The sequence below is a fragment of the Microbacterium sp. Z12_35 genome, from assembly GCF_058310475.1.
The window spans coordinates 41046-62980 of record NZ_JBZEGJ010000001.1; the positions used below are offsets into that span (position 1 = coordinate 41046).

Consider the following 21935-nt stretch of genomic DNA (forward strand, 5'->3'; position numbering starts at 1 on the left):
GCGCGCGTCAACGCGCGCCGCGGGTGTACGGGCTTCCCAGTGCGGGGGGCACCATCGAGCTGCGGGCGAAGATGATGAGCGTCAGCATCACGACGATGAAGGGGAGCATCTGGAAGACGTCGGCGGGAACGCTCACGCCGATGAGCTGCAGCGGGTTCTTGATCGCGACGGCGACCCCGTACACCATCGACGTGAGCACGATCCAGGTCACCTTGCCCCGCGAGAGCATCGTGATGACGATCGCGACGAAGCCGAGCCCGCCGGTCATGAACGCAGTGAACGTGCCGGTGGTGAGTATCGACAGGAACGCGCCGCCGCAGCCGACGAAGGCGCCGTTGAGCAGCACCGCCGACGCCCGGGTCCGCACCACGTTGCCCCCGGCGGCGTCGAGTGAGGCCGGCTTCTGTCCCGCTGCCCGGATCGACAGCCCCCAGTTGGTCTTAGAGAGCAGGAACGCGACGACCACCAGGGCGACCAGCAGTACCCAGAAGATGCCCGACTGGCGGAAGAACGACGGCCCCACGACGGGCAGGTCGGAGAGGCCGGGGATCGCCCAGGCGTCGCCGGCGAGGCTCTTCGGCGACTTGCCGTAGTTCTGGAGGTACAGCACACTCGTGATGCCCTCGCCGATCACGGTGATCGCCAGACCGATGACGATCTGGTTCAGGCCGAGCCACACGTTCAGCACGAGCAGCAGGAGGTTCGCCACCACGCCGCCGCCGATGCCGCCGAGTATGCCGAGCCACGGGCTGCCGGTCACGACGGCGACGACGAACCCACTGTAGGCGCCGACCAACATGACGCCCTCGATGCCCAGGTTGAGCACGCCCGACTGCTCGCCAATGGTCTCGCCGACCGCCGCCAGAATGAGCGGCATCGTCTGCAGGATGATCGCGGTGAGAAACGCGGCGAGCACGCTTGCTGACAGCAGGCTCATGCGGTCACCTTCCCGTGAGTTGTCGTGGCGGTGGCCGCGCGCAGCCCGAACAGCGACATCGCCGACTGCTTCATCCCGGCCGGCAGGTAGCTCTGCCCGAGTCGGCGCTTCTCACCGACGTATTCGGTGAGCGTCATGAACACGAGGATGAGGCCCACGACGACGAGGAGGAAGTCGGAGTTGAGTCCCACGCTGCGCGCTGCGTTGATGCCGCCGTTCGCGAAGACCGAATAGAAGCCCACGAGGGGGATCGCTGCCAGCGGACTTAGCCGCGCGAGGAAGACGAAGGGCATCACGGCGTCGCCGTACCCCGGGTTCCAGTTCGCACGCTGATAGGTCACATTTCCGAGGACGTCGATCGAGCCGGCGAGGGCGATGAGGGCACCGGAAAGGCAGAACAGCAGGATGATCATCCCGCTCTGGTTGATACCGACGTGTTGCGCGGCCTTCGGGCTCGCCCCGAAGACGTCGAGGCGCACGCCGAACGAGGTGCGGCTCACCACGAACTGGGCGACCACCGCGAGCAGGATGGCGACGATGATGCCGACGTGCACCCGCGTCCCGCTGAGGAACGGGAGTAGGTCCTCTCGCCCGATCGTCGCCGTCTGCGGCGCCGTCACGCTGGGGTTGGTGTCGTGCATCGGCCCCTTGATGAGCAGATTCACGACGCCGATGGCGATGAACGACATGACGAGCGAGGTGATGATCTCGTTCGTCCCGAACCGGGCCTTCAGCACCGCGGGGACGATCGACCAGATCGCGCCGATGACCATTGCGCCCACGATGAGGATGATGGTCACGAGCCAGCCCGGCAAGATCGGGAACAGAGCCGGGCCGAAGCCGGCGGTGACGACCGAGCCGAGCAGGAACGTGCCGTTGTAGCCGAGGTTCCACAGTTGGCCGCGGAACGAGACGATGAGGCCGAGCGCGATGATCATCAACGGCGCCATGAGCCGCAGGCTGTCCTGCCAGTTGTTGCCGGTGAGCCCGTACTTCCAGACGCCCGCGTAGAAGTCGAGCGGGTTGCTGCCGATCGCGGCCATGATCAGCCCGGCGACGACGAGTGCCAGCAGAACAGGCAGGATGGAGCGCACGAGCGCGTCGGTGGCCCGGCGCCAGCGCGGTACTTCGTCGATCATGCGTGCGTCGCCCCCTCGATCGCTCCGGTCATCAGCTGTCCGACCCGTTCCGCGGTGCCGCGACCGTCGTTCGCCACGGTGCCGACGATCTCGCCGTCTGAGATCACGGCGATGCGGTGTGAGAGCTCGACGAGCTCGTCGAGGTCCGTCGAGAGCAGCAGCACGCTGCCGCCGCCGGCGGCGAAGTGCGTGAGGATCTGTCGAACCAGCTGCACGGTCTTCAGGTCGAGCCCGTAGGTGGGCTTGTTGACGACGACGAACCGGGCGCCGTCGGTGAGCTCGCGTGCGAGCAGGATCTTCTGAATGTTGCCGCCGGAGAGCGTGCCGGCGCGGGTTGCGGAGGACGGGGTCTTGATCGCGTACTCGCCGATGAGCCGATCCGCCTCAGCATCGACCGCCTTGCGGTTGATCTGACCGAACCTCCAGAAGGGCGGTTGGCCGATTCGCTTGAGCACAAGGTTCATGGCGACGGACATGCTGGCGACGGTGCCCTCGTGCAGCCGGTCATCGGTGACGTAGCGGAGGCCGAGCTGCTGCCGTCCGGCTACGCCGCGGCGGGTCACGTCTTCGCCGTCGAAGCGGATGGTGCCCTCCGCGGCCGGCCGCTGCCCGGCGACGACCTCGGCAAGTGCGGCCTGACCGTGGCCGTCGATGCCCGCGACGCCGAGGATCTCGCCCTCGCGGACGCGGAGGGAGACGTCCCGGATATCGACGTCGTGGGCGTGGCCGCGCGTGGCGACCTCGCTGAGCTCGAGCCGGATCCGCCTCTCGCCGGGCGCGAGGTCGTCGACCTCGCGGCGGGCCTCGGTGGCGCCGGCAAGATCGGCGGCGTCGGGGTTTGCGACGTCGTCGCCGAACATGGCAGCAAGGATCGCCCGCTGCGCCCGCGCCTCGGTGAAGGAGGCGAGCTCGTCGACGCCGATGTGGCCGACGTTCTTGCCGCCGCGGAGGATGGTGACGCAGTCGCCCATTTGGTACGCCTCGCGGAGCTTGTGGGTGATGAACACCACGGCGAGCCCCTGCGCCCGGATCTGGGCGACCGACTCGGCGAGCTTGTCGATCGCCTGCGGCGTGAGCATCGAGGTCGGCTCGTCCAGGATGAGCAGACGGCTGCCCTTCCACATCGCCTTGGCGATCTCGACCTGCTGCTGCTGGCCCAGGCCGAGGTTACCGGCGAGGGCGGTTGGATCGATGCGGGCGCCGAGCAGTTCGGAGAGCTCCTCGAGGCGGGCTTGGGCACGCTTCTCGCTGCGCAGCAGGCCCGTCTCGCCGAGCATCAGGTTCTCGAGGACCGTGAACGCCGGAACGAGGGTGGAGTGCTGGTGCACGACGCCGATGCCGAGGTCAACGGCCGCCTTGGGGGAGTTGATGGGGGTCGGCACGCCGTCGACCTCGATGGTGCCGGAGTCGGGCTGCTGCATCCCGGCGAGGATGCTGATGAGGGTTGACTTGCCTGCACCGTTCTCACCGAGAAGGCAGTGGACCTGGCCGCCGACGATGTCGAGGGAGATGCGGTCGTTCGCCACCACCCCGGGGAAGGCTTTGGTGATCTCGCGCAGGGAGATCACTCCCGGCGCAGCGGCGATGCTGCTCAATACGATCTGCTCCTCAGTCGTCTCCGCGGACGGTGTCCGTCGGCGGAGGGATGCCGTCCCGGTGCCCAGGTCTTCCTGGGTACCGGGACGGCTGTCGGATCCGGTGTCACTCGGCCTTCTTGGAGGCGATGACCTCCTTCACCTCGGCGGAGTCTTTGGCTCCCTTCGGTGTGATGTCTCCGGCCTCGATCGCGTCGGTCGCGGACTTCACCGCGGCCTTGATCTCGTCGGTGAGGCCGTCGGTTTCCTGGAGGTACAGGCCGCCGTTGCCGACGGTCAGGACGTAGTCCTTGGTGCCGAAGGTGCCCGCCTCCACGTCCTTGATGGCCTGCTCGTAGGTGGGCGTGTAATCCCAGATGACGGAGGTGAGCAGCACGCTCGGGTCCTTCAGCGCGGACGTGACGTCGCCGATGTCCGCGATGTACTTCACACCGGGGTGCGCGTCGATCGCCTGGAGGTAGCCGAGGGTCGCGCCGTCGCCCATGCCAAAGACGACGTCGGCGCCGCCCGCGATCACGGTCTCGACCGCGGCCTTGCCGCCGGCGGAGTCGGCGTAGCCGCTTGCGCTGATCTGGCCGAAAAGCACGTTGATAGCTGGGTCGACGGAGTAGACGCCCTGGGCGAACCCGGCGGCCATGTCGAGCCAGTTGACGTCATCGGCCGAGATCACGACGGCGACCGTCTTAGCCTGCGTGCTCATCGCCGCGGCGATGCCGGCGATGTAGCCGCCCTGTTGGCCCTCCACGAGCGCTTGGGCGAGCTGACCGGGCACCGGCTCGAGGCCGGAGTCCTGGGCGAGGACCGGAACACCAGTCTGGCCGGAGACGGTCTGCGCCGGGACGCCGTAGCCGGAGGCGTGGGCGATTACGAAGTCGGCGCCGTCGTCGTCGATGACCTGGCCGAGCACGGTCTCGATGTTGTCCCAGCCCGCGTCGGGAACCGCGACGTAGTCGAGCCCGAGCTCGTCGGCCGCGGCCTTCGAGTTCGCGAGGCCGACCTGGTTCCAGCCGAGGTCCGTCTCATTCTCGGGGGCGACGAAGGCGACCTTCGTGACCTCGGCGCCAGCGCCATCGCTGCCGCCGTCGGAGGAGCCGCCCCCGGCCTGCGACGAGCAGGCTGCGAGGCCGATGATGAGTGCGGATCCGGCCAGGAGCGCGCCGGCGCCCTTGGCCGCGCGGCGAGCGAGGCCGCTGTGAGCTGCTTTGTACATTGCCTGGAAGTCCTCTCAGGGATGGGGGCCGCCGCAGCCTGTGCTTCGGGATTTCTCACAATGTGCGCCGATACCGGCACAGTATGAGAAGAACGTCGGTAGGTCAACGATCAGAACAAAGGTGTTACCGTCGCGAAACACGTGCGCGCCATGCTGACGCCGACGCCTGAGGAGAGAGCATATGAACGGTCCACTTCGTCGCCTCGCCGCGGCGGCGATCGTACTCCCGTTTATCGCGCTTGCCGGCTGCGCATCGACGGGCGCCGTCCCGGCCTCGAGTCCTGGCCCGACAGCTCCTCCGGCGGCGACGCCCCAGACCCAGCCATCAGCGGAGCCGACACCGCCCCTGCCGCAACAGGATGCCGACGCTCTCGCACAGCTCGCCGACGTCGCACCGCGCACCTCCACGATCGATCCGCAGCTCGCGGACTGGACGGAGTGCTGGCCACCGAGCGAGCATCTGATCGCCGCGAGCGAGGTCGGGAACGACACCACGTGGAAGGTTATCTGCCGCGTCCACTGGCACCAGGAGGACGGCACCGCCCGCTACCAGGACACCAACTGCATCGGCGACTTCGCGCAGCAGCCGATGCTCGACCACTGCTACCGGTGGGTGCACTACGACTACGAGCCCGAGTTCGGCGACGCTCCGGCGGTCCGGGCCGCCGAGTGATCTCAGATGCGCGATCCGAGCATTGACCGAAGGTCCATAATTCTCATAGTGTGCTCGCAACTCAGAATCATGTAAGAAAACGAGGAGCAGATGATGGCGGATCCGAAGGTCTACCTGCTGGACGGCGGCACGCTCGTCATCGACGAGTCCGACGTCCATTGGCACATCAACGCCGGAAACCCGGTGCGGTTCCCGGTGTACTCGGTGCTCGTCGAGCACACCGACGGCCTCATCCTCTACGACACCGGCTACGACCTCGAGCACGTCCAGAAGGTGCTGCCCTTCGAACTCCCGGAGCAGACCCCCGAGCAGACGATCCCCGCGCAGCTTGCAAAGGTGGGTTTCAAGCCGGAGGACGTCGACATCGTCGTCAACTCCCACTTTCACTTCGACCACGTCGGCGGCAACAAGTACCTGACGGAGGCGACGCACCTCGTCCACAAGGCCGAGCTCCGTCAGGCGAAGTACCCCGAGCCGTTCGAGCGGCTCGGCTACTCCGACCTGTCCTTCGACTTACCGGGTGCCACCTACAAGCCGATATCCGGGGACTACGAGATCGTCCCGGGTGTGACCCTCATCGAGACGCCGGGCCACACCATCGGGCACTATTCGATGCTCGTCGAGCTCGAGCACGACCGGAACATGCTTTTCTGCGGCGACGCCGCGTACACCCGCACCACGCTCGAGAAGGAGTGGATCGCCGGGTTCCACCTCGATCCCGCGAAGTCGGTCGAGGCCATCCGCCGACTCAACTACCTGGGCCGCGTCAAGAAGGCCGATATCTACCCCTCCCACGAGCTCGAGCCCTACCTCGGCTGGAAGCTTGCGCCCGCTTACTACGGCGGACATTGACCTCGGCGGTGACCGACCGTCGCTCGGGCCTCATGGATCTGAACCGAACAGAAGGAAACAGCATGACTGAACGCGTCGCCATCGTTACCGGAGCCGGCCAGGGCATCGGCGCGGCCATCGCCAAGGAACTCGCCGCGGACGGCGTCAAGGTCGTCGTCACCGACATCAATCTCGGCGGCGCTACCACCGTGGCTGAGGAGATCGGGGGAGTTGCGAAACTGCTCGACGTGTCCGATCCGAAGCAGGCGAACGCTGTGGTCGCCGAGGTGGTCTCCGAGTTCGGTCGACTCGACATCCTCGTCAATAACGCGGGACTCGTCCCGTTCACCCCGTTCGACGATCTCACCATCGAGCAATGGCGCCGCACCTTCTCCGTCAACGGCGAGGGCCTGTTCAACATGACGAAGGCCGCTGTGGAGGCAATGAAGCCGAACGAGTACGGCCGCATCGTGAACATCGCCTCCAACACGTTCGTCGCCGGCACCCCGAACTGCGCCGACTATGTCGCCACGAAGGGTGCCGTCGTGGGCTTCACGCGTGCCGTGGCGGGGGAGATCGGCAAGTACGGCATCAACATCAATGCCGTCGCCCCCGGGATCATCGCGAGTGAGGGCGTGTTCACGACCGGCCACGGCGAGGGCTTCGATTACGTGGTGCCGATGCAGGCGTTCAGCCGTCGCGGCGTGCCCGCCGACGTGGCGCCGGCCGTGGCGTTCCTCGCATCGGAGAAGGCGCACTGGGTGACCGGGCAGCTGCTCGTCGTCGACGGCGGCCACACCCGCAACTGACGCCGGCCGTCCGCCGCGCTGCCACTGCTACCGATCGGAGACGCATGACCACCGCGAATCCGGACGTCCTCATCGTCGGCGCAGGCTCCGCGGGGTGCGTCCTCGCGAATCGGCTCAGCGCGGACCCCACACGGCGGGTGCTGGTGCTGGAGGCCGGCGGCCGCGTCACCGACCCGGACATGCGACGGCCGGAGCTCTGGCCGCTCATCCAGCACAGGGACTACGACTGGGACTACCTGACCATGCCGCAGCGTGGTCTCGCCGGTCGGCGGTTGAGCTGGGCGCGCGGCCGGGGGCTGGGCGGCTCGAGCCTGCTGCACGCGAACGCGCACATGCGCGGCTGCCGGGCGGACTACGAGCGCTGGGTCGCCGCCACCGGCGATGAGCGCTGGTCCTGGGACGCCCTCCTGCCGCGCTTTCGCTCGATGGAGTCCTTCTCCGGCGGGGCGGACGCGGTGCACGGGGCGGACGGCCCGCTGTCGGTGCTGCTGCCGGGTCCCGACCTGGTGAGCCCGCTGGTGCAGGACTATCTCCGCGGTGCGGTGTCCCTCGGGATCCCGCGGATCGCGGACCACAACGGCGGCGAGATGCTGGGGGCGACCCCGAACTCGCTGACCATCCGCAACGGCGAGCGGATGACTGTGGCGGACGCCTACCTCGATCCCGTCGCCGACCGGCCGAACCTGGCGGTGCTGACCGGGGTGGTCGTCCAGCGTCTCCTGGTGTCGGGCGGCCGGGTCACCGGCGCCGAGGTGCTCGCCGACGGGCAGCCGATGCAAATCGCGGCGGGCACCGTGATCCTGGCCGCCGGCTCGATCGCGGATCCGCTGCTCCTCATGCGCTCCGGCGTCGGCGACCCGGACGTGCTGTCCGCGGCTGGCGTCGAGACCGTCGTCGAGTCACGCGGAGTGGGGAAGAACCTGCACGACCACGTCCTCGGCGCCGGCAACCTCTACCGCGCAGCGAGGCCCGTGCCGCCGAGCCGGCTCAACCTGTCGGAGTCGATGACCTACCAGTCGGCGAAGGGCATCGGTGAGACCGCGGGTGCCGCCGACGTCGTGGTGGGCTGCGTGGTCGGATTGAGCTACTCCGAGTCGTTCTCCCCTGGCGTCGGGCCGGGGGAGGGATTCGCGCTCCTGTTCGGCGTGACGAACCCGACGAGCAGGGGCGAGATCCGCATCAGCGGCCCCTCGATCGACGACGCCCCGATCATCAACCCGAACTATCTCGACACCGAGCACGACCGGGCCATGTTCCGGCTCGCGCTCGAGCGTGCCCGCCTGATCGGCGCCACGGAGGCTCTCGACGGCTGGCGTGCCGAGGAGCTGCTGCCCGGGCCGGGCGTGCGGACCGAGGCCGAGGTCGACTCCTTCATCGCCCGCGCCGCGATCACGCATCATCACCCGGTGGGCACGCTGCGGATGGGCGCGGACGACGCGGCACCGGTGACTGCGGACCTCGCCTTCCGTGGTGTGCACGGACTCTTCGTCGTCGACGCCTCGGTGATCCCCTCGATCACGGCCGGGCCGGTGCACGCCCCCGTCCTCGCCATCGCCGAGGCGTTCGCCGCCGACTACGCCTGACCCTTCGAACCTGCGGAGATCCGATGAGCACCGTTCCCGATCGCACCGTCCTCGACGCCGTCGTTACGCGGGAGCGCGACATCCGGGAGATCTCGGAATTCGTGCTCGCACACCCGGAGCTCGCGCACGAGGAGCATGCCACCTCGCGCGAACTGGCCGACCGCCTGGCGGCGGCCGGGTACCGCGTTCAACGCGGCGTCGGAGACCTGCCGACCGCGTTCCGGGCGGAGCTCGACACCGGCCGTCCGGGCGGCACCGTGGGTCTCCTGGCCGTCTACGACGCGGTGCCGGCCCACCGCACCTCGGACGGCACGACCGTCGCGACCCACTCCTGCGGCCACTCGGCCCAGGCAGCAGGCGTCCTGGGCGCGGCGCTGGCGCTCGCCGACCTGCGTGACTCCATCACGGGGACCGTTGTCGTGATCGGCGCTCCGGCCGACGAGATCCACGCTGCGGGGACGCAGCGCCTGGGAAGTGGGAAGGCGCTCACCGCCGCGCGCGGCGTCTGGCAGGGCGTCGACGCCGCGCTCTACGTACACCCCGAGTTCCTCGACGCGGTGTGGACGCAGTCGCTGTGGATGCGGCGGGAGACGGCGATCGTCGCCGGTGACCGGACCCTGCGCAACGACGTCGAACCCGCTCCGTATGCCGCCTTCCGGCGGCTGGCTCCGCTGCTCGAGAGCCTGGATCGCTCGAAGGTCATGGTCGAGACGGTGGTGCTCGACGGAGACGTGGAGGAGGGATCCGGGCTCTCGCTGCGGGCGCAGTTCCTCGTCTTCGCCTCGGCAGAGGAGAGATCGACGATCTCCTCGGACCGGTGCGCCAGGCCCTGCCGAACGCCGTCTGGAAGCGCGGCAACGCGATCGAGGCGATCCGTCCGGACGCTCGGGTCACTGCCGCGGTGCAGGAGGCGCTCACCGCCGCCGGACGGCCGGTGCGATCGGATATCCCGCCGCTGCCGTTCGCGACGGACTTCGGGACCGTGACCGGCGTCGTCCCCGCCGCCCTCATCGGGGTCGGCCGCGCCGAAGGCTGGGCGTTTCACACCGACCGCGGTGAGCCGCAGTTCGCCGGTGCGGAGGGTGTCGCGATGGCGCGGAGCATCGCCGAGGTGCTCGCGCTCGCCGGCACGCGCCTCACCGCCTGAGGTCGGCTCCGCCGGAGCGGGGTCAGTCGCCCAGGAAGAGGCGCCGGGCGGTGCCGTTCATGACCGCCTCGAGATGGTCGGGAGCAAGCCCGGCGAGCTTCACCTTGAGCTGCTCGACCTTCGGCTCGTGCCACGGCCCGTCCGAGCCGTACATCACGCGGTCGGCGCCGACCTTCTCGACAGCCTCCTTGATCTTGAGGCTCATCGGCATCCCGCTGGTCTCCAGCCACACGTTGGGATGCCGGCCCGCGATCGCGATTGAGGCATCGATGTAGACGATGTTGCCGTGACCCATATGCCCGAGGATGATCTTCGCCTCCGGGTACCGGACGATGAGCTCCTCGATGCTCCACGGCAGCGAGAAAATCGGGTGTCCGCAGTGGATAAGCGCGGGCAAGTCGTGCTCGATCAGCACCTCGATGATCGGGTGGACGATCGGGTCGTCCGGCAGGAAGCCGTTGAAGAGCGGGTGCAGCTTCACGCCGCGCACCTTGGGGTCCCGCAGGTACTCGCGGAGCTCGTCGACGGTGCCGGGCACCTTCGGGTTCGCCCAGTACAGCTGGTATGCGCCCGGGATACCGGCGACCACCCGGCGGACCATGGCGTTGTCCTCGTGGAAGACCATCGCGGTGTCGATGTCGTTCGCGGCGAGGTAGGGCGCAAGGCCCGCCTCGTCGAGCCGGACGCCCGACATCGGGAAGTCGCCGACATGGAAGTGCGCGTCGGTGATCGTCATCAGCGCTGAGAGACCGCGACGAACCGGGCCTGCTCGAGGATGCTGTCGCCGTACCGCGCCAGGAACTCCTCGCGGCTCGGCGCGCCATCCACCGTGCGGCTCAGCGCGTAGATCCAGAAGTAGTAGTGGTGGTCGCCGTGGCCTACGGGCGGCTGCGGCCCGTAGTATGCGGCGGCGCCGGCGCCGTTCGGGGCCTCGCGCACGCCGGGCGCCTCAAGGTCGAGCGACGTGGCCTGCGGCGAGACGCCGTAGACCACCCAGTGGGTAAACCCGTGGGGGAGCGGCGCATCCGGATCGTGGCAGATGATCGCGTACTCGGCGGTGCCCTCAGGCGCGCCCGAGAACTCCAGACGCGGCACCGAACTGCCGCCGTCGGCGGTGAACTCGTGCGGGAAGCGCCCGAGGGTGGGGATGTCGGGGCTTCCGATGGTCAGCTTGTCGATGAAGAGCGCCATGAGCGCGTCCTTTCCGTGGTTCGTTGGTCGGTTCAGTCGGCGAGCAGGCGCTCGAACTCCGAGGTGACGAGCTCGGGGTGTTCCTCCGGGATGTAGTGGTCTGCTTCCCCGACCACCAACCAGCGGTCGTCGGGACGGTCGGCGATCGCCGCCGTCCATGCGGCTTCGCTGACGATGCGGCTGTCGACTCCACGAAGGCTCGTCATCGGTGCGCTCACCGCGCGGTATTCCGCGTCCCACTGGGTGCGGAACCCCGCGATGAGCTGCGTCATCGCCCCCGGGTCGGCGAGTGGCCACCACTGCCCGTCCACGCCCCGGTCGTAGCCCCAGCGTGCGCGGCGCTGGGCGGCGCCGGGCAGGATGCGGGGGTAGCGGCTGCGGATGTACTCCTCGACGGCGACTGCGTCGGGGAAGGCCCGGTGGCCGCCGGCGACGCGGGCCGCGAGTTCGTCGAGGACCGTCGCCTCCACATATGGGGTGTAGTCGACGGCGACGACCGCGGCGACGCGGTCGGGATGGAGCGCGCCGGCGAGCCAGGCGTTTCGTGCGCCGAGCGAATGCCCGCCGACGATGGCGCGCTCGATCCCGAGCGCGTCGAGCACGGTGACGACGTCGCCGGCGAAGTCCGGGCCGGTGTAGCCGGTCGCCGGCTTGTCGCTGCGCCCGTGTCCGCGCTGGTCGAGCGCGATGACCGTGGCGTGCGCCGAGAGTGACTCGGCCACGGGCTCCCAGACGGCGTGGTTCGCCGAGGTCCCATGCAACAGCACGATCGCCGGGCCCGAGCCGCGCACCCGGTACGCGAGGTCGACCTCGTTGCCCCGGGTGCGAAAGAGCCCGTCCGCGATCGGCTCCACACCGATCGGGGCTTTCATCAGACGTTCGGAATGGACGAGAGTGTCTTCCGGGCGGCGACGAGTCCGGTGATGATCTCCCTGCGCTTCTCGGCGACCGCTTCCGGGCCGTCGTAGTCGTACATGCCACCGCCTGTCTTGAACCCGAGCGTTCCGGCGGCGATCTTCTCTTCGATCATCGCCGGGGTGTCCTTGCGGTCGGCGAGGTCGGCGTTGAGGTAGCTCGAGACGGCCTTGTAGATGTCCAGGCCTGCCATGTCGAGGAGTCGGGTGGGGCCGACGACCGAGAGCTTATAGCCGATGCCCCACTTGACGCAGGCGTCCAGACCCTCGGGTGTGACAATTCCCTTCTCGAGAAGATCGAGGCATTCGCGCAGGATCGCGTAGAGGACGCGGTTCTCCACGAAGCCGGGGGTCTCCTTCTCGACGACGGGAACGTAGTCGAACGCCTTCACGACGCTGACGAGACGGTCCACGAGGGCGGGGTCGGTCGCCTCGCCCGGAATCACCTCGATCATCGGGATCAGGTGCGGCGGGTTCGACCAGTGCATGCCGATGAGCCGGCCGGGAACACTCATGCCCTCGCTCATCGCCGTGATCGGGATGCCGGACGTGTTCGAGGCGATGATGACGTCGTCGCCGACGAGGCCGTCCTCCAGCTCGGAGAGCAGCGTCTTCTTGAGTTCGAGCCGCTCGGGGATCGCCTCGATGACGAGCTCGGTGTCGGCGACCGCCTCGGCGAGGTCTGTGCCGAACGACACGGAGCCGCCGTCGGATTTCGGCGTCCCGACGGTCTCGAGGACGCCGTTGACCATCGCGTACGACGCCTTCGCGTTCTCGATGGCCTGGTCGGAGATGTCGTAGACGCGGACGACGACCCCCGCGCGGGCCAGGGTCGCGGCGATACCGGGACCCATGGTGCCGGACCCGACGACGGTGGCGATCTTCGGAAGGATGCTGCTCATACTCGTGCTCCTTGCTGACTTCGATGGAGGTGCGGTGGTTTGGGATTCAGACGCCCGGCGGGAGGCTGATCTGCGAGATGCCGATGCCCTGGAGCGCCTCGACTCGGTCGAGTCGGCGGTTGAAGTAGGTCCAGAAGTTGTGCTGGGCCTTGGCGGGGTAGATCCGGTCGAACTTCTCCTTCGTCTCTTCCGCGTCGGGCTCGATCGGCGCGAAGCCCGACGACTTGAGGTCGACCTGGAATCGCGCGGCCTTCTCGAGGAAGATCCCCGTGAGCGTCACCTCGGCGACGGTGCTGCCGACGAAGGCCACGCCGTGGTTGGCGAGCAGGAGCGCCTGCGCCGGTCCGAGCGCCTCCGCGGCGGACACTCCGAGCGGCACCGTCGTGATGATGTGGCTAGTCTCGGCGAAGCGGGGGACGCCCTCGTAGGCGAACCAGACGCCGTGGTTGTTGTACGGCCTCAGCGTCTCCTCGGAGGCGCCGAGCACCGTCGCGAAGTGCGCGTGCGAATGGCCGACGAAGTTGACGTCCGGCCGGGCCTTGAGGATCTCGGCGTGTAGCGGCCACTCGAGGTGGCGGAGGCCGGTGCCCTCGAGGACGTTGCCGTCGAAGTCGATGAGGATGAAATCATCGTCCTCGACCTCCGAGAGCGCGAGGTTGCCGCGCTTCAGCCAGAGTCCGCGCCCGAACGGGTCGCGGTAGGAGAGATGTCCCATCGACATGTCGCCGTGGCCCTCGAGCTCGAGGATCCGGTGCGCCCGGGCGACATCCGCGAGCACGCTCGCGATCGAGGCGTCTTCGAAGTACTGCGTGTGCTGATACGTCATGTTTTCCTGCTCCTCGAGAGACTAGTTCGCGTCTCGGCCCGCGGCCTCGGCGGCCGTCATCCCGCCCACACGGGCGTTCGGTCGGCCGCCGCTCGCGACCGCCACGATGATCACGAGCTCGTCCGGACGCGGGGCGTCGGGGAGCGTGATCGTCATCGCGTCGTAGTGCGAGCGGACGTAGACCTCATCCTTGTACGCGAGAGGGATGTCGATCTGTGATCCGGCGCCGGCGACCTTCGAGGCGGAGGAGATCCAGGCCTTGCCGCCGCCCACCGCGTCGCGAAGGGCGTCACCGAAGACGGTGGTGATGCAGGCGACGACATGCTCCTGCTCGCCGTTCAGCCCGGCGAGACCGCCCTTGCCGTATGACTCGACGGGACGACCCCCGAGCAGCGCCGCGGCGCGACGACCGAGCTCGGTCCCGATGCTCGCGCTCGGCGCGGTGAGCGGGGACAGGTCCTTCACCCAGCGACCCGCGAAGGGGTTCTCCAGGACGACCGCCACGGCTGCCTTGACCAGTGGCTGCTCCGGTGCGGGACCGAGGTCGTGGAGCGTCTCCGAGATGAAGGAGTGGATCGCGCGGACGCGATAAAAGGGGTCGATGCTCATGAGTTCACCTCGTGTCGGTGGGGATCCGTGGGGTTGTACAGTGCGGTCTCCACCACGTCGCCTTGGAACTGGTTGCCCTCCGCCATCTGGCGGGTGTCGGCGTAGTACTGCGAGCGGTCTTGGGCGCGATCGGTGATGGGCCGCTCCAGGCGCTCCCATTCGCGCAGGACCTCCGCCATCTGGTCGTCGGGCGCTTCGGTCGCCGCGGTCGCCAATGTCCAGGCGTTGTGGATGGAGCATCCGGCGCCCTGTGCGAGCGCGGGGCACATCGCGTGCGCGGCGTCGCCGATGAGTGCGACCCTGCCCTCGGTCCACCGGTCGAGCCGTGTGGTCTGGTAGCCGTAGTACTTGCCGTGCAGCTTGGCGGCCTCCTCCAGCAGTGGGGCCAGGTGCGGGAAGTTCTCGGTCCAGAGTGGGAGGTCGATCGGTACCTTCGAGCCCTGCGCGTCGCTGGCCGGTGCCATCAGGGCGATGTACACTTCCTCGTCGTTGCACGGCACGTAGAGCACGCGGAGCACGCGCGGCTCGATGTTCCAGAAGTCGATGTAGTTGTCCCACTCGGTGTCCGGTTCGAGCTGCTGCAGCTCGGCCTTGTGACGAGGCACGAGGAACCGTGTGATGCCGTCGCGCGACCGCTCGCGCTTGAGCGGGATGCCAACCGAACCGCGGACCGCGGAGCCGACACCGTCTGCGCCGACGACGAGATCGGCGTCCTCTGACGTTCCGTCGGCGAAGCTGATGCGACCGTCCGGGGTCGCGCCGGTGACCGGCGACCCGGAGACGATCTCAACCCCGGATTCGCGGGCGGCAGTGAGCAGCGTGCTGTACAGGTGGGGGCGCGTAACCGAGATCCAGCGGATGCCCTCGAGTCTCTCCTGCGACTGCACCACGTTGTTCATCCGCGTCTCGTAGGCGGGGGAGTGCATGGCGCGGGACTCCAGGTCGGGGGTAGCGCCGAGCAGGTCGAGGACCTGGAGGCTGTTGCCCCAGAGTACAATCCCAGCCCCTTCGGCGCGGAGCTCGGGCGAACGCTCATGGATACGGACGCTCCACCCCTTCTGAGCAAGCGCAGTGGCGACGGTGAGCCCGGCGAAGCCGGCGCCCGAGATCGCCGCGTGGCGGGATGAGGCCATGAGACCAACTTTCAGAGGAAAGGTTTTATTACGATCTGATTTGTTCTTCTCGTATGTGGAGAGTCTTGCGGAGCGCGGCGCTTCTCGCAAGCGAAAGCTCGGGGGCCTTCGCGACGTCCTCGCTCGTGTTCGAGTCGGTTCTCGATCAGCAGCGGGCCGGGATGCTGCGGCATGTCGTGGACGCGCTGAGCCTCTGCCTCGACGACACGACCGCAACACGCTCCTCGTCGCTCCGCGCCGCGCAGTTCCAGGAGCTCGTGACCGCCCACCTCCTGCTCGACCTGCCGCACCGCGATTCCGACCGCCTCGGCGCGGCAGGTGATCCGGCTCTAGTGCGCACCGCGCGGATCGTGGCCGGGTACTGCCGCGAGCACTATGCCGAGCCGCTGAGAGCATCGCCAACCTCGCGGCGGTCGCGCACGTGAGCGAGTGGACGCTGTTCGCGGCGTTCCGCCGTGAGTTCGGCACGATCCCCGGCCGCTGGATGCGTGAGCTTCGGCTGGAACGCGCGCGGCAGAGCCTGCAGGCATAGGAGCGGGCCACCAGCGTTGTGGCGGCCGCGATCCACCACGGGTTCAGTCGCGTCGGAGGGCTCGCCACCGACTACAGACGCGCGTACGGCGAGTCGCCGTCCGACACGATCCGCGGGTGTCGCGCCTCCGCACCGTGAATCAGACGGCGGCGTGCCGCGCAATCGCGGCTGCTCCCGCGAGTTCGTAGTTCTCCTCGGAGAGATACACGTGCTGCAGCGCCCCGAGAGAATTGCGGAGGTGGCGCTGCATGGGGTGGTCCACCGAGAGCACGCGACCGCCCCCGTAGCGGAACAGGTCGGAGATGAGCTCCGCGCAGAGTTCGGCGACCAGGGTGTGGCGGGCTCGGAGCACCGCGACCGTGTCGTCGTCGATCGTGCCGCCGGAGCGCACGATGTTGATGCCCTCCTGAGCGGTCGCCCGGTACAGCGTGCGCGCGGCGGCCCATTTCGCCTCCGCCTGACCGATCGCCTTCTGGAACGACGCGCGGCCGGCGAGTGAACCGCTCAGCGAGCGGGCCGTGGATGCGGCGAGGTCGATCATGTCGTCGATCGCGCGCCGCGCGATCCCGACGAGGAGCGGCGACAGCTCATTCGAGATGAAGATCATGATCGGCTGCCGGAAGATGTCGCCGCCGCGCTGCGGTGCCCCGCCGTACGCGTCCATCGCCCGGGACGCCGGCACGAAGACATCGTCGAAGGAGAAGTCATGGCTCCCGGTCCCCTGAAGGGCTGCAGCGTTCCAGTTGCCGTGGACAGTGACCTCGGACTTCGGGGCGGTCACGAAGATCGGAGCTCCGGTGCCCTCGACGATGCATCCGCCGACGACCCAGTTCGAGTGGTCGATACCGCTCCCGAAAGCCCAGCGGCCGGTGACACGGTAGCCGCCGTCGACCGGGATCGCGCTGCCGCGGGGCGTGAACTGGCCCGCGACCGTAGGCAGCGGCTCGCCTGGCGCGAACAGGTCGGCGACACCCTCCTCGGGGAGCCAGCCGGCCATGGTTCCGATCGTGCCGCTGCCGATCATCGTCGCCCACGCCGCCGAGGCGTCGTGATACGCGATCTCCTCCATGACGTCGCCGAAGCCCACCGGGTCGAGCTCGCTTCCCCCGAGTTCGATCGGCGTCTTCATCCAGAAGAACCCAGCCGTGCGGAGCTCCTCGGCGACGGCGTCGGGGAGGCGCCGGATCAGCTCCGCCTCGCGGGCGTGCTCCTCCAGCAGGGGGCCGAGCGCTCGGGCGGCGGCCAGAAGAACGTCCGCACGATCGGAGGCGGACGGGGATGCGGATGCGGCGGCGGATGTGGATGCGGGTGCGGCGGCGGACGTGGATGCGGCGGGAGTGGTCATCGGGCTCTCCTTCGAGACGACAGTCGTCCCAGTCAACACCCGCAGCCCGGGGAATTCAGACCGAATCCTGCGTGAAACCGCCGCGCCGTGCGGGATCCGGCGTCCTTCGGCCCGGCATGTGGAACGCTGGGGACGAGCGCTGCATACGCGGGAATGAAACCATTCCGGCGCCGATTGCCGCTCGCACGTCCAACGAAAGGATTCTCGTGGCCCGCATCGCCGTCATCGGAGGAACCGGCTACGCCGGCAGTCACATCATCCGGGAGGCCGTTCGCCGCGGCCACACCGTCGTCTCGATCGCCCGGTCGGTTCCCGCCGAGCGCGTGGAAGGCGCGACGTACCTCGAGGGCAGCATCCTGGATGTGACGGATGTCGTGCACAAGCTCCAGGGTGTGGATGTGGTGATCTCGGCGGTCGCGCCGCGCGGTGACATGCTCGGCAAGGTGCGTCCCGCGCTGGCGGAGCTGTTCGCGGCGCTTCCGGAGGATGTCCGCGTGGGCGTCATCGGCGGCGCAGGCGGCTCCCTGGTCACACCGGGAGGGCCGCGGCTCATCGATACCGAAGGATTCCTCGACGCGTACAAGCCGGAGTCGCTCGAGGCCATCGGAGTGCTCGAAGACCTGCAGTCCACCGCGGGCGGACGCGACTGGTTCTACATCCATCCCGCCGGCGGCTTCGGCGTCTGGGCGCCGGGGGAGCGCACCGGCTCGTACCGCGACGGCGGAGACGTGCTGGTCGTGGGTGAGGACGGGGAGTCATTCATCTCCGGTCCCGACCTCGCCGTAGCGATCCTCGACGAGATCGAGTCGCCGAAGCACTCGCGAGAGCGCTTCGCCGTCGGCTACTGACGTCGCGGTGGCCGCGCGACGGCGCTAGACCAGATCGCGCCAGTCCACCACGGCCTCCTCGTCGTCCTCCCCGGCCTCCTCGTCATCGACGATGGGCATCATGCCCGTCTGACCGGGGAGTGCGAGGGAGTCGGTCGGCGGGCCCATCACGGTCGCCTCGTCCCGGCGGTGGCGAAGCACATCGTCGATGTAAGACGTCAGCACCTCCGCGATGGGCACCGAGCGTCCGCGCGCCTGCGACATGTACCACCGGTGCTCGAGCACCTGGTGGAACACCTCCGCCGGCTCGAGTTTCGCGCGCAGGTCGAACGGGATGGACATCACGACCGGCTCGAACACGCGGGTCAGCCACTCGTGCGCGACCATCTCCTCGTCCGGGCCGAGACGACTGGTCCGCGCGCGGAATTCGTCCAGGTCATTGAGGAGACGGCGGGCCTGGTTCTCCTCGACATCCAGTCCCGTCAGGCGCAGGAGACGGCGCTGGTGATGCCCGGCGTCGACGACCTTCGGCTGGATGGACGCGCGCGTACCGTCGGGCGTCGTCTGGATCGACATCTCGCCGATGTCGAAGCCGAGGGCGTTGAGGCGCTGGACGCGCTCGGTGAGGCGCCAGGACTCGTCGAGCGCGAACGACTCCTTGTCGGTGAGCGCTCCCCAGAGCGAGTAGTAGGACGACAGGATGCCGTCGGCGATCTGCACCGCGTCGATGCCGCCCTCCAGGCGGCCGCCGGCCTCCAGATCCATGATCTCGCCGGCGATATTGGTGCGGGCGACATCGAGGTCGTGCGCGCGCTGCCCCGGAGTCAGCCCGCTCTCGTGCAGCTCGCCGGTCTCCGCATCCACGAGATACGCGGCGAAGGCGCCGGCGTCCCGCCGGAACAGGGTGTTCGACAGCGAGACGTCGCCCCAGAAGAAGCCGACGTTGTGCAGGCGCACGAGGAGCACCGCGAGAGCATCCACCAGCCGCGCGGCCGTGTGCGGGCGCAGCACCTGCGTGAACAGAGCGCGGTAGGGGAGCGAGAAGCGAAGGTGCGCCGTGACCAGGGCTGCGGGCAGCGTCCGCCCCTCCGCATCCGTTCGTCCGCCGATCACGGCGACGCGCTCGACGCACGGCGCGGCAAGACGGTGCAGGTTGCCGAGCATGTCGTATTCGCGCCGGGCCATCTCCTGCGTGGTCTCCTTGATGGCCACCACCCGCCCGGACAGATTCGCAAAGCGCACCAGGTGCCGGGAGATGCCCTTGGGGAGGTACACGATCGTGCTGCTGGACCATTCCGACAGGGGCGTCGACCACGGCAACGAGAGTAGGCCGGGGTCGACGGAGCTGGCGGTGATGCTGAGCGATTCGGGCACGGGACCTCCCGGAAATACGGCGCGGCGCGGGCAGCCTCAAGGCTACCCGCGCCGCGGCGGTGAGAGATGGGTCAGGCGGAGACGACCGGCTTGTCGTTGAGACGCTCACCGGACTCGATGTCGAACGCGTGCACGTGGCCGGCGCTGGCGGCCAGGGTGACCGTCTCGCCCGCGTTCGGGTGGCTCCGGCCGTCGACACGTGCGACGAGGTCGGTGCGCTTGCCGTTGATCTCGGTGTGGCCGTAGAGGTAGCCGTCCGCGCCGAGTTCCTCGACGAGGTCGACGACCACCGAGAGACCGCGGCCGTCGGAGGGACCGACGACGATGTCCTCGGGGCGCACGCCCACGGTGACCTGGCTGCCGTTGGCACGGCCGACGGTGTCGCGGTCCAGCGGCACGACCTCGTCACCGAACCGCACGCCACCCTCGGCGAGATCGGCCGAGAAGAGGTTCATGGCGGGCGAACCGATAAAGCCGGCGACGAACACGTTGTTCGGCTTCTCGTACAGGTCGCGGGGCGTTCCGACCTGCTGCAGGATGCCGTCCTTGAGGACCGCGATGCGGTCGCCCATGGTGAGGGCCTCGGTCTGGTCGTGCGTGACGTAGACGGTCGTGACCCCGAGGCGGCGCTGCAGCGACGCGATCTGCGTGCGCGTCTGCACGCGGAGCTTCGCGTCGAGGTTCGACAGCGGCTCGTCCATGAGGAACACCTGCGGCTGGCGGACGATCGCGCGACCCATCGCGACACGCTGACGCTGACCACCCGAGAGGGCCTTCGGCTTGCGCGTGAGGTACTCCTCGAGGTCGAGGAGCTTGGCGGCCTCGAGCACGCGCGCGGCACGCTCTTCCTTGCCGATGCCGGCGATCTTCAGGGCGAAGCCCATGTTCTCGGCGACGGTCATGTGGGGGTACAGCGCGTAGTTCTGGAAGACCATCGCGATGTCGCGGTCCTTCGGCGGGACGTCCGTGACGTCGCGGTCGCCGATCAGGATGCGGCCGGAGTTGACCTCTTCGAGGCCGGCCAGCATGCGCAGGGACGTGGACTTACCGCAGCCGGAGGGGCCGACGAGAACCAGGAACTCGCCGTCGGCGACTTCGAGGTTGAGCTTGTCCACGGCGGGGCGAGTGCCCCCGGGGTACAGGCGGGTTGCGTTGTCAAACGTGACGGACGCCATTTTCTTCTCCTTCACCGGCAGGTACGTGCCGGACGATCCGTAGTGATGGATGAGCGGGGGCTAACCCGCACGCCCGCCATCGGGCGCAACTTTCAGTATAGGTGTCGGGCGTCCTGCGTCTGGGTTTTTCCCAGGCTGCCTCGTTAGCATCGATTCCGGCCGCGTTACCCGTGCGGCCCGCCGGATCCCCGGCCCGCTTATCCGTTCCAGAAGGTTTCATGTCGAACGACCAGACACCGCAGGTGCCTGCCACGCGCGACCGCCGAGAGGCCGTCCGCGAAAAGGCCCAGCAGGTGCACGCCAAGCAGTCGCGCTTGCGGCTGCTGCGTGGCATCCTGCTCAGCGCGGCCGGTCTCGCCGTCGCGGGCGTGGCCACCGCCGCCATCATCTGGGCGTTCGCGGAGATGGGCCCGCGTCCCGTCATTCAGCCCGCCAACGCGCAGAACGACGGCTTCGCGGTGACCACCGTGACCGGGGCCGCTGATCCGGTGGCAGGCGGTGTCGACGAGGCGGCGACGCCCGCGCCCGCAGAGGCAGCACCCACGGAGGCAGCGCCCACGCCGACCCCGACGGCCAGCGAAACTCCCGCCGTGGACATCCGCGTCTACGTGGATTACCTCGCTCCCGAGGCGCGCGAGTTCCAGCTCGCCAATGCTGACCAGCTGAAGAAGTGGGTGAGCCAGGACGCCGCGACCCTCAGCTACTACCCCGTGGCCATGCTGACGTCGAAGTCGAACGGCACCAAGTACTCGCTGCGTGCGGCGGGGGCGGCCGCGTGCGTCGCGACGTATTCGCCCGACACCTTCTTCGCCTTCAACGACGAGCTGCTGCGCCAGCAGCCGGAGATCGATTCGGACGGCTTGAACGACGAACAACTCGCCGAGCTGGCGCAGGCCTCCGGTGCGGCCTCGCCGAAGATCGTTCGCAACTGCATCGAAGACGGCTCGTTCTCGACGTGGGCACGCGCCGCGACCGATCGTGCACTGGAGAGCATTCCCGACACCGATGGTGCCGCGCTGAGCTCGACGCTCATGATCCTCGTCAACGGCACGCAGTATGTCGGGGCGATGGATGACCCGAAGGAATTCGCGCAGTTCGTGCTCACGGCCGCCAGCGACTCGTACTACCGCACGCCGTCGCCGACCCCGTCGGCATCCGTCACGCCCACCCCGGCGCCTTAGTC

24 protein-coding genes are annotated in these 21935 nt (G+C 68.6%); 10 read left to right on the plus strand and 14 right to left on the minus strand.

Features of this window, described 5'->3' with window-relative positions:
• Positions 1 to 7 precede the first annotated feature (7 nt).
• The 4 genes from AC4FS1_RS00240 to AC4FS1_RS00255 form a co-directional block, all read right to left on the minus strand.
• A complete protein-coding gene (locus AC4FS1_RS00240; RefSeq protein ID WP_491151643.1) occupies positions 8 to 937 on the minus strand; it encodes an ABC transporter permease in 930 nt (309 codons plus the stop codon).
• Positions 934 to 2076 carry a putative B6 ABC transporter permease subunit 2 gene (locus AC4FS1_RS00245; protein WP_491151645.1) on the minus strand — a complete coding sequence of 381 codons (1143 nt, stop codon included), beginning with the start codon at positions 2074 to 2076 and terminating at the stop codon, positions 934 to 936. Before AC4FS1_RS00245 ends, AC4FS1_RS00240 begins: the two co-directional genes overlap by 4 nt.
• Positions 2073 to 3671: a putative B6 ABC transporter ATP-binding protein gene (locus AC4FS1_RS00250; protein ID WP_491151647.1), complete on the minus strand. Its 1599-nt coding sequence runs from the start codon at positions 3669 to 3671 to the stop codon at positions 2073 to 2075. The genes AC4FS1_RS00245 and AC4FS1_RS00250 overlap by 4 nt, the downstream gene beginning before the upstream one ends.
• 106 nt (positions 3672 to 3777) lie before the next feature.
• Entirely contained in the window at positions 3778 to 4881 is a 1104-nt protein-coding gene (locus tag AC4FS1_RS00255) for a putative B6 ABC transporter substrate-binding protein (RefSeq protein WP_491151649.1), read from the minus strand.
• Positions 4882 to 5062: 181 nt separating this feature from the next.
• Between AC4FS1_RS00255 and AC4FS1_RS00260 the strand changes: the two genes are divergently transcribed.
• From AC4FS1_RS00260 to AC4FS1_RS00285, 6 genes are all read left to right on the plus strand, one after another.
• Positions 5063 to 5554, plus strand: coding sequence for a hypothetical protein (locus AC4FS1_RS00260; protein WP_491151651.1), 492 nt, complete (start codon positions 5063 to 5065; stop codon positions 5552 to 5554).
• 93 nt (positions 5555 to 5647) lie between these two features.
• On the plus strand, positions 5648 to 6406 hold the full coding sequence (pldA, locus tag AC4FS1_RS00265) for a 4-pyridoxolactonase (RefSeq protein ID WP_491151653.1): 759 nt from the start codon (positions 5648 to 5650) through the stop codon (positions 6404 to 6406).
• Between the two features lie 62 nt (positions 6407 to 6468).
• Positions 6469 to 7194, plus strand: coding sequence for a pyridoxal 4-dehydrogenase, SDR-type (gene pldH, locus AC4FS1_RS00270; RefSeq protein ID WP_491151655.1), 726 nt, complete (start codon positions 6469 to 6471; stop codon positions 7192 to 7194).
• A 44-nt stretch (positions 7195 to 7238) separates the two neighbouring features.
• A complete protein-coding gene (locus AC4FS1_RS00275) occupies positions 7239 to 8777 on the plus strand; it encodes a GMC family oxidoreductase (RefSeq protein WP_491151657.1) in 1539 nt (512 codons plus the stop codon).
• A 23-nt stretch (positions 8778 to 8800) separates the two neighbouring features.
• Positions 8801 to 9763 (plus strand): M20/M25/M40 family metallo-hydrolase, encoded by a 963-nt coding sequence (locus tag AC4FS1_RS00280; RefSeq protein ID WP_491151659.1) that lies wholly within the window; start codon positions 8801 to 8803, stop codon positions 9761 to 9763.
• Positions 9760 to 9924 carry a hypothetical protein gene (locus AC4FS1_RS00285; RefSeq protein WP_491151661.1) on the plus strand — a complete coding sequence of 55 codons (165 nt, stop codon included), beginning with the start codon at positions 9760 to 9762 and terminating at the stop codon, positions 9922 to 9924. Before AC4FS1_RS00280 ends, AC4FS1_RS00285 begins: the two co-directional genes overlap by 4 nt.
• Before the next feature lie 22 nt (positions 9925 to 9946).
• On the opposite strand, the gene AC4FS1_RS00290 is transcribed toward AC4FS1_RS00285, so the two are convergent.
• From AC4FS1_RS00290 to AC4FS1_RS00320, 7 genes are read right to left on the minus strand one after another with little or no spacing between them, the layout of a single operon-like run.
• Positions 9947 to 10660 (minus strand): amidohydrolase family protein, encoded by a 714-nt coding sequence (locus tag AC4FS1_RS00290; protein ID WP_491151663.1) that lies wholly within the window; start codon positions 10658 to 10660, stop codon positions 9947 to 9949.
• Positions 10660 to 11115, minus strand: coding sequence for a YbhB/YbcL family Raf kinase inhibitor-like protein (locus AC4FS1_RS00295; protein WP_491151665.1), 456 nt, complete (start codon positions 11113 to 11115; stop codon positions 10660 to 10662). The genes AC4FS1_RS00290 and AC4FS1_RS00295 overlap by 1 nt, the downstream gene beginning before the upstream one ends.
• Before the next feature lie 32 nt (positions 11116 to 11147).
• Complete coding sequence (locus tag AC4FS1_RS00300) at positions 11148 to 11987, minus strand: alpha/beta fold hydrolase (RefSeq protein ID WP_491151667.1); 840 nt, start codon at positions 11985 to 11987, stop codon at positions 11148 to 11150.
• Positions 11987 to 12931, minus strand: a complete 945-nt coding sequence (locus AC4FS1_RS00305; protein ID WP_491151669.1) for a 3-hydroxyacyl-CoA dehydrogenase NAD-binding domain-containing protein — start codon at positions 12929 to 12931, stop codon at positions 11987 to 11989. The genes AC4FS1_RS00300 and AC4FS1_RS00305 overlap by 1 nt, the downstream gene beginning before the upstream one ends.
• Before the next feature lie 46 nt (positions 12932 to 12977).
• A complete protein-coding gene (locus tag AC4FS1_RS00310; RefSeq protein WP_491151671.1) occupies positions 12978 to 13757 on the minus strand; it encodes a class II aldolase/adducin family protein in 780 nt (259 codons plus the stop codon).
• A 21-nt stretch (positions 13758 to 13778) separates the two neighbouring features.
• Positions 13779 to 14366: an amino acid synthesis family protein gene (locus AC4FS1_RS00315; protein WP_491151673.1), complete on the minus strand. Its 588-nt coding sequence runs from the start codon at positions 14364 to 14366 to the stop codon at positions 13779 to 13781.
• Positions 14363 to 15499: an FAD-dependent oxidoreductase gene (locus AC4FS1_RS00320; RefSeq protein ID WP_491151675.1), complete on the minus strand. Its 1137-nt coding sequence runs from the start codon at positions 15497 to 15499 to the stop codon at positions 14363 to 14365. The genes AC4FS1_RS00315 and AC4FS1_RS00320 overlap by 4 nt, the downstream gene beginning before the upstream one ends.
• Positions 15500 to 15552: 53 nt before the next feature.
• On the opposite strand from AC4FS1_RS00320, the gene AC4FS1_RS00325 reads away from it, so the two are divergent.
• Entirely contained in the window at positions 15553 to 15924 is a 372-nt protein-coding gene (locus tag AC4FS1_RS00325; RefSeq protein WP_491151677.1) for a hypothetical protein, read from the plus strand.
• On the plus strand, positions 15921 to 16031 hold the full coding sequence (locus AC4FS1_RS00330; RefSeq protein WP_491151679.1) for a helix-turn-helix domain-containing protein: 111 nt from the start codon (positions 15921 to 15923) through the stop codon (positions 16029 to 16031). Before AC4FS1_RS00325 ends, AC4FS1_RS00330 begins: the two co-directional genes overlap by 4 nt.
• Positions 16032 to 16170: 139 nt before the next feature.
• Here AC4FS1_RS00330 and AC4FS1_RS00335 read toward each other — a convergent pair whose 3' ends face one another.
• Entirely contained in the window at positions 16171 to 17376 is a 1206-nt protein-coding gene (locus AC4FS1_RS00335) for an acyl-CoA dehydrogenase family protein (protein ID WP_491151681.1), read from the minus strand.
• A 206-nt stretch (positions 17377 to 17582) separates the two neighbouring features.
• Between AC4FS1_RS00335 and AC4FS1_RS00340 the strand changes: the two genes are divergently transcribed.
• Positions 17583 to 18224 (plus strand): NAD(P)-dependent oxidoreductase, encoded by a 642-nt coding sequence (locus tag AC4FS1_RS00340; RefSeq protein ID WP_491151682.1) that lies wholly within the window; start codon positions 17583 to 17585, stop codon positions 18222 to 18224.
• A gap of 24 nt (positions 18225 to 18248) precedes the next feature.
• On the opposite strand, the gene AC4FS1_RS00345 is transcribed toward AC4FS1_RS00340, so the two are convergent.
• Both AC4FS1_RS00345 and AC4FS1_RS00350 read right to left on the minus strand, forming a co-directional pair.
• Positions 18249 to 19577 carry a DUF4032 domain-containing protein gene (locus AC4FS1_RS00345; protein ID WP_491151684.1) on the minus strand — a complete coding sequence of 443 codons (1329 nt, stop codon included), beginning with the start codon at positions 19575 to 19577 and terminating at the stop codon, positions 18249 to 18251.
• A gap of 71 nt (positions 19578 to 19648) precedes the next feature.
• A complete protein-coding gene (locus AC4FS1_RS00350; RefSeq protein ID WP_491151685.1) occupies positions 19649 to 20752 on the minus strand; it encodes an ABC transporter ATP-binding protein in 1104 nt (367 codons plus the stop codon).
• Between the two features lie 218 nt (positions 20753 to 20970).
• Here AC4FS1_RS00350 and AC4FS1_RS00355 point away from each other — a divergent pair, with 218 nt between their 5' ends.
• Positions 20971 to 21933 (plus strand): DsbA family protein, encoded by a 963-nt coding sequence (locus AC4FS1_RS00355; RefSeq protein WP_491151687.1) that lies wholly within the window; start codon positions 20971 to 20973, stop codon positions 21931 to 21933.
• Positions 21934 to 21935 lie beyond the last annotated feature (2 nt).

Excerpts from the sequence above, each read along its gene's own strand:
- AC4FS1_RS00240 (WP_491151643.1), bottom strand. The coding sequence starts at position 937 with ATGAGCCTGCTGTCAGCAAGCGTGCTCGCCGCGTTTCTCACCGCGATC.
- AC4FS1_RS00245 (WP_491151645.1), bottom strand. The coding sequence starts at position 2,076 with ATGATCGACGAAGTACCGCGCTGGCGCCGGGCCACCGACGCGCTCGTG.
- AC4FS1_RS00255 (WP_491151649.1), bottom strand. The coding sequence starts at position 4,881 with ATGTACAAAGCAGCTCACAGCGGCCTCGCTCGCCGCGCGGCCAAGGGC.
- AC4FS1_RS00260 (WP_491151651.1), top strand. The coding sequence starts at position 5,063 with ATGAACGGTCCACTTCGTCGCCTCGCCGCGGCGGCGATCGTACTCCCG.
- pldA (WP_491151653.1), top strand. The coding sequence starts at position 5,648 with ATGGCGGATCCGAAGGTCTACCTGCTGGACGGCGGCACGCTCGTCATC.
- pldH (WP_491151655.1), top strand. The coding sequence starts at position 6,469 with ATGACTGAACGCGTCGCCATCGTTACCGGAGCCGGCCAGGGCATCGGC.
- AC4FS1_RS00275 (WP_491151657.1), top strand. The coding sequence starts at position 7,239 with ATGACCACCGCGAATCCGGACGTCCTCATCGTCGGCGCAGGCTCCGCG.
- AC4FS1_RS00280 (WP_491151659.1), top strand. The coding sequence starts at position 8,801 with ATGAGCACCGTTCCCGATCGCACCGTCCTCGACGCCGTCGTTACGCGG.
- AC4FS1_RS00290 (WP_491151663.1), bottom strand. The coding sequence starts at position 10,660 with ATGACGATCACCGACGCGCACTTCCATGTCGGCGACTTCCCGATGTCG.
- AC4FS1_RS00295 (WP_491151665.1), bottom strand. The coding sequence starts at position 11,115 with ATGGCGCTCTTCATCGACAAGCTGACCATCGGAAGCCCCGACATCCCC.
- AC4FS1_RS00300 (WP_491151667.1), bottom strand. The coding sequence starts at position 11,987 with ATGAAAGCCCCGATCGGTGTGGAGCCGATCGCGGACGGGCTCTTTCGC.
- AC4FS1_RS00305 (WP_491151669.1), bottom strand. The coding sequence starts at position 12,931 with ATGAGCAGCATCCTTCCGAAGATCGCCACCGTCGTCGGGTCCGGCACC.
- AC4FS1_RS00310 (WP_491151671.1), bottom strand. The coding sequence starts at position 13,757 with ATGACGTATCAGCACACGCAGTACTTCGAAGACGCCTCGATCGCGAGC.
- AC4FS1_RS00315 (WP_491151673.1), bottom strand. The coding sequence starts at position 14,366 with ATGAGCATCGACCCCTTTTATCGCGTCCGCGCGATCCACTCCTTCATC.
- AC4FS1_RS00320 (WP_491151675.1), bottom strand. The coding sequence starts at position 15,499 with ATGGCCTCATCCCGCCACGCGGCGATCTCGGGCGCCGGCTTCGCCGGG.
- AC4FS1_RS00325 (WP_491151677.1), top strand. The coding sequence starts at position 15,553 with ATGTGGAGAGTCTTGCGGAGCGCGGCGCTTCTCGCAAGCGAAAGCTCG.
- AC4FS1_RS00335 (WP_491151681.1), bottom strand. The coding sequence starts at position 17,376 with ATGACCACTCCCGCCGCATCCACGTCCGCCGCCGCACCCGCATCCACA.
- AC4FS1_RS00350 (WP_491151685.1), bottom strand. The coding sequence starts at position 20,752 with ATGGCGTCCGTCACGTTTGACAACGCAACCCGCCTGTACCCCGGGGGC.
- AC4FS1_RS00355 (WP_491151687.1), top strand. The coding sequence starts at position 20,971 with ATGTCGAACGACCAGACACCGCAGGTGCCTGCCACGCGCGACCGCCGA.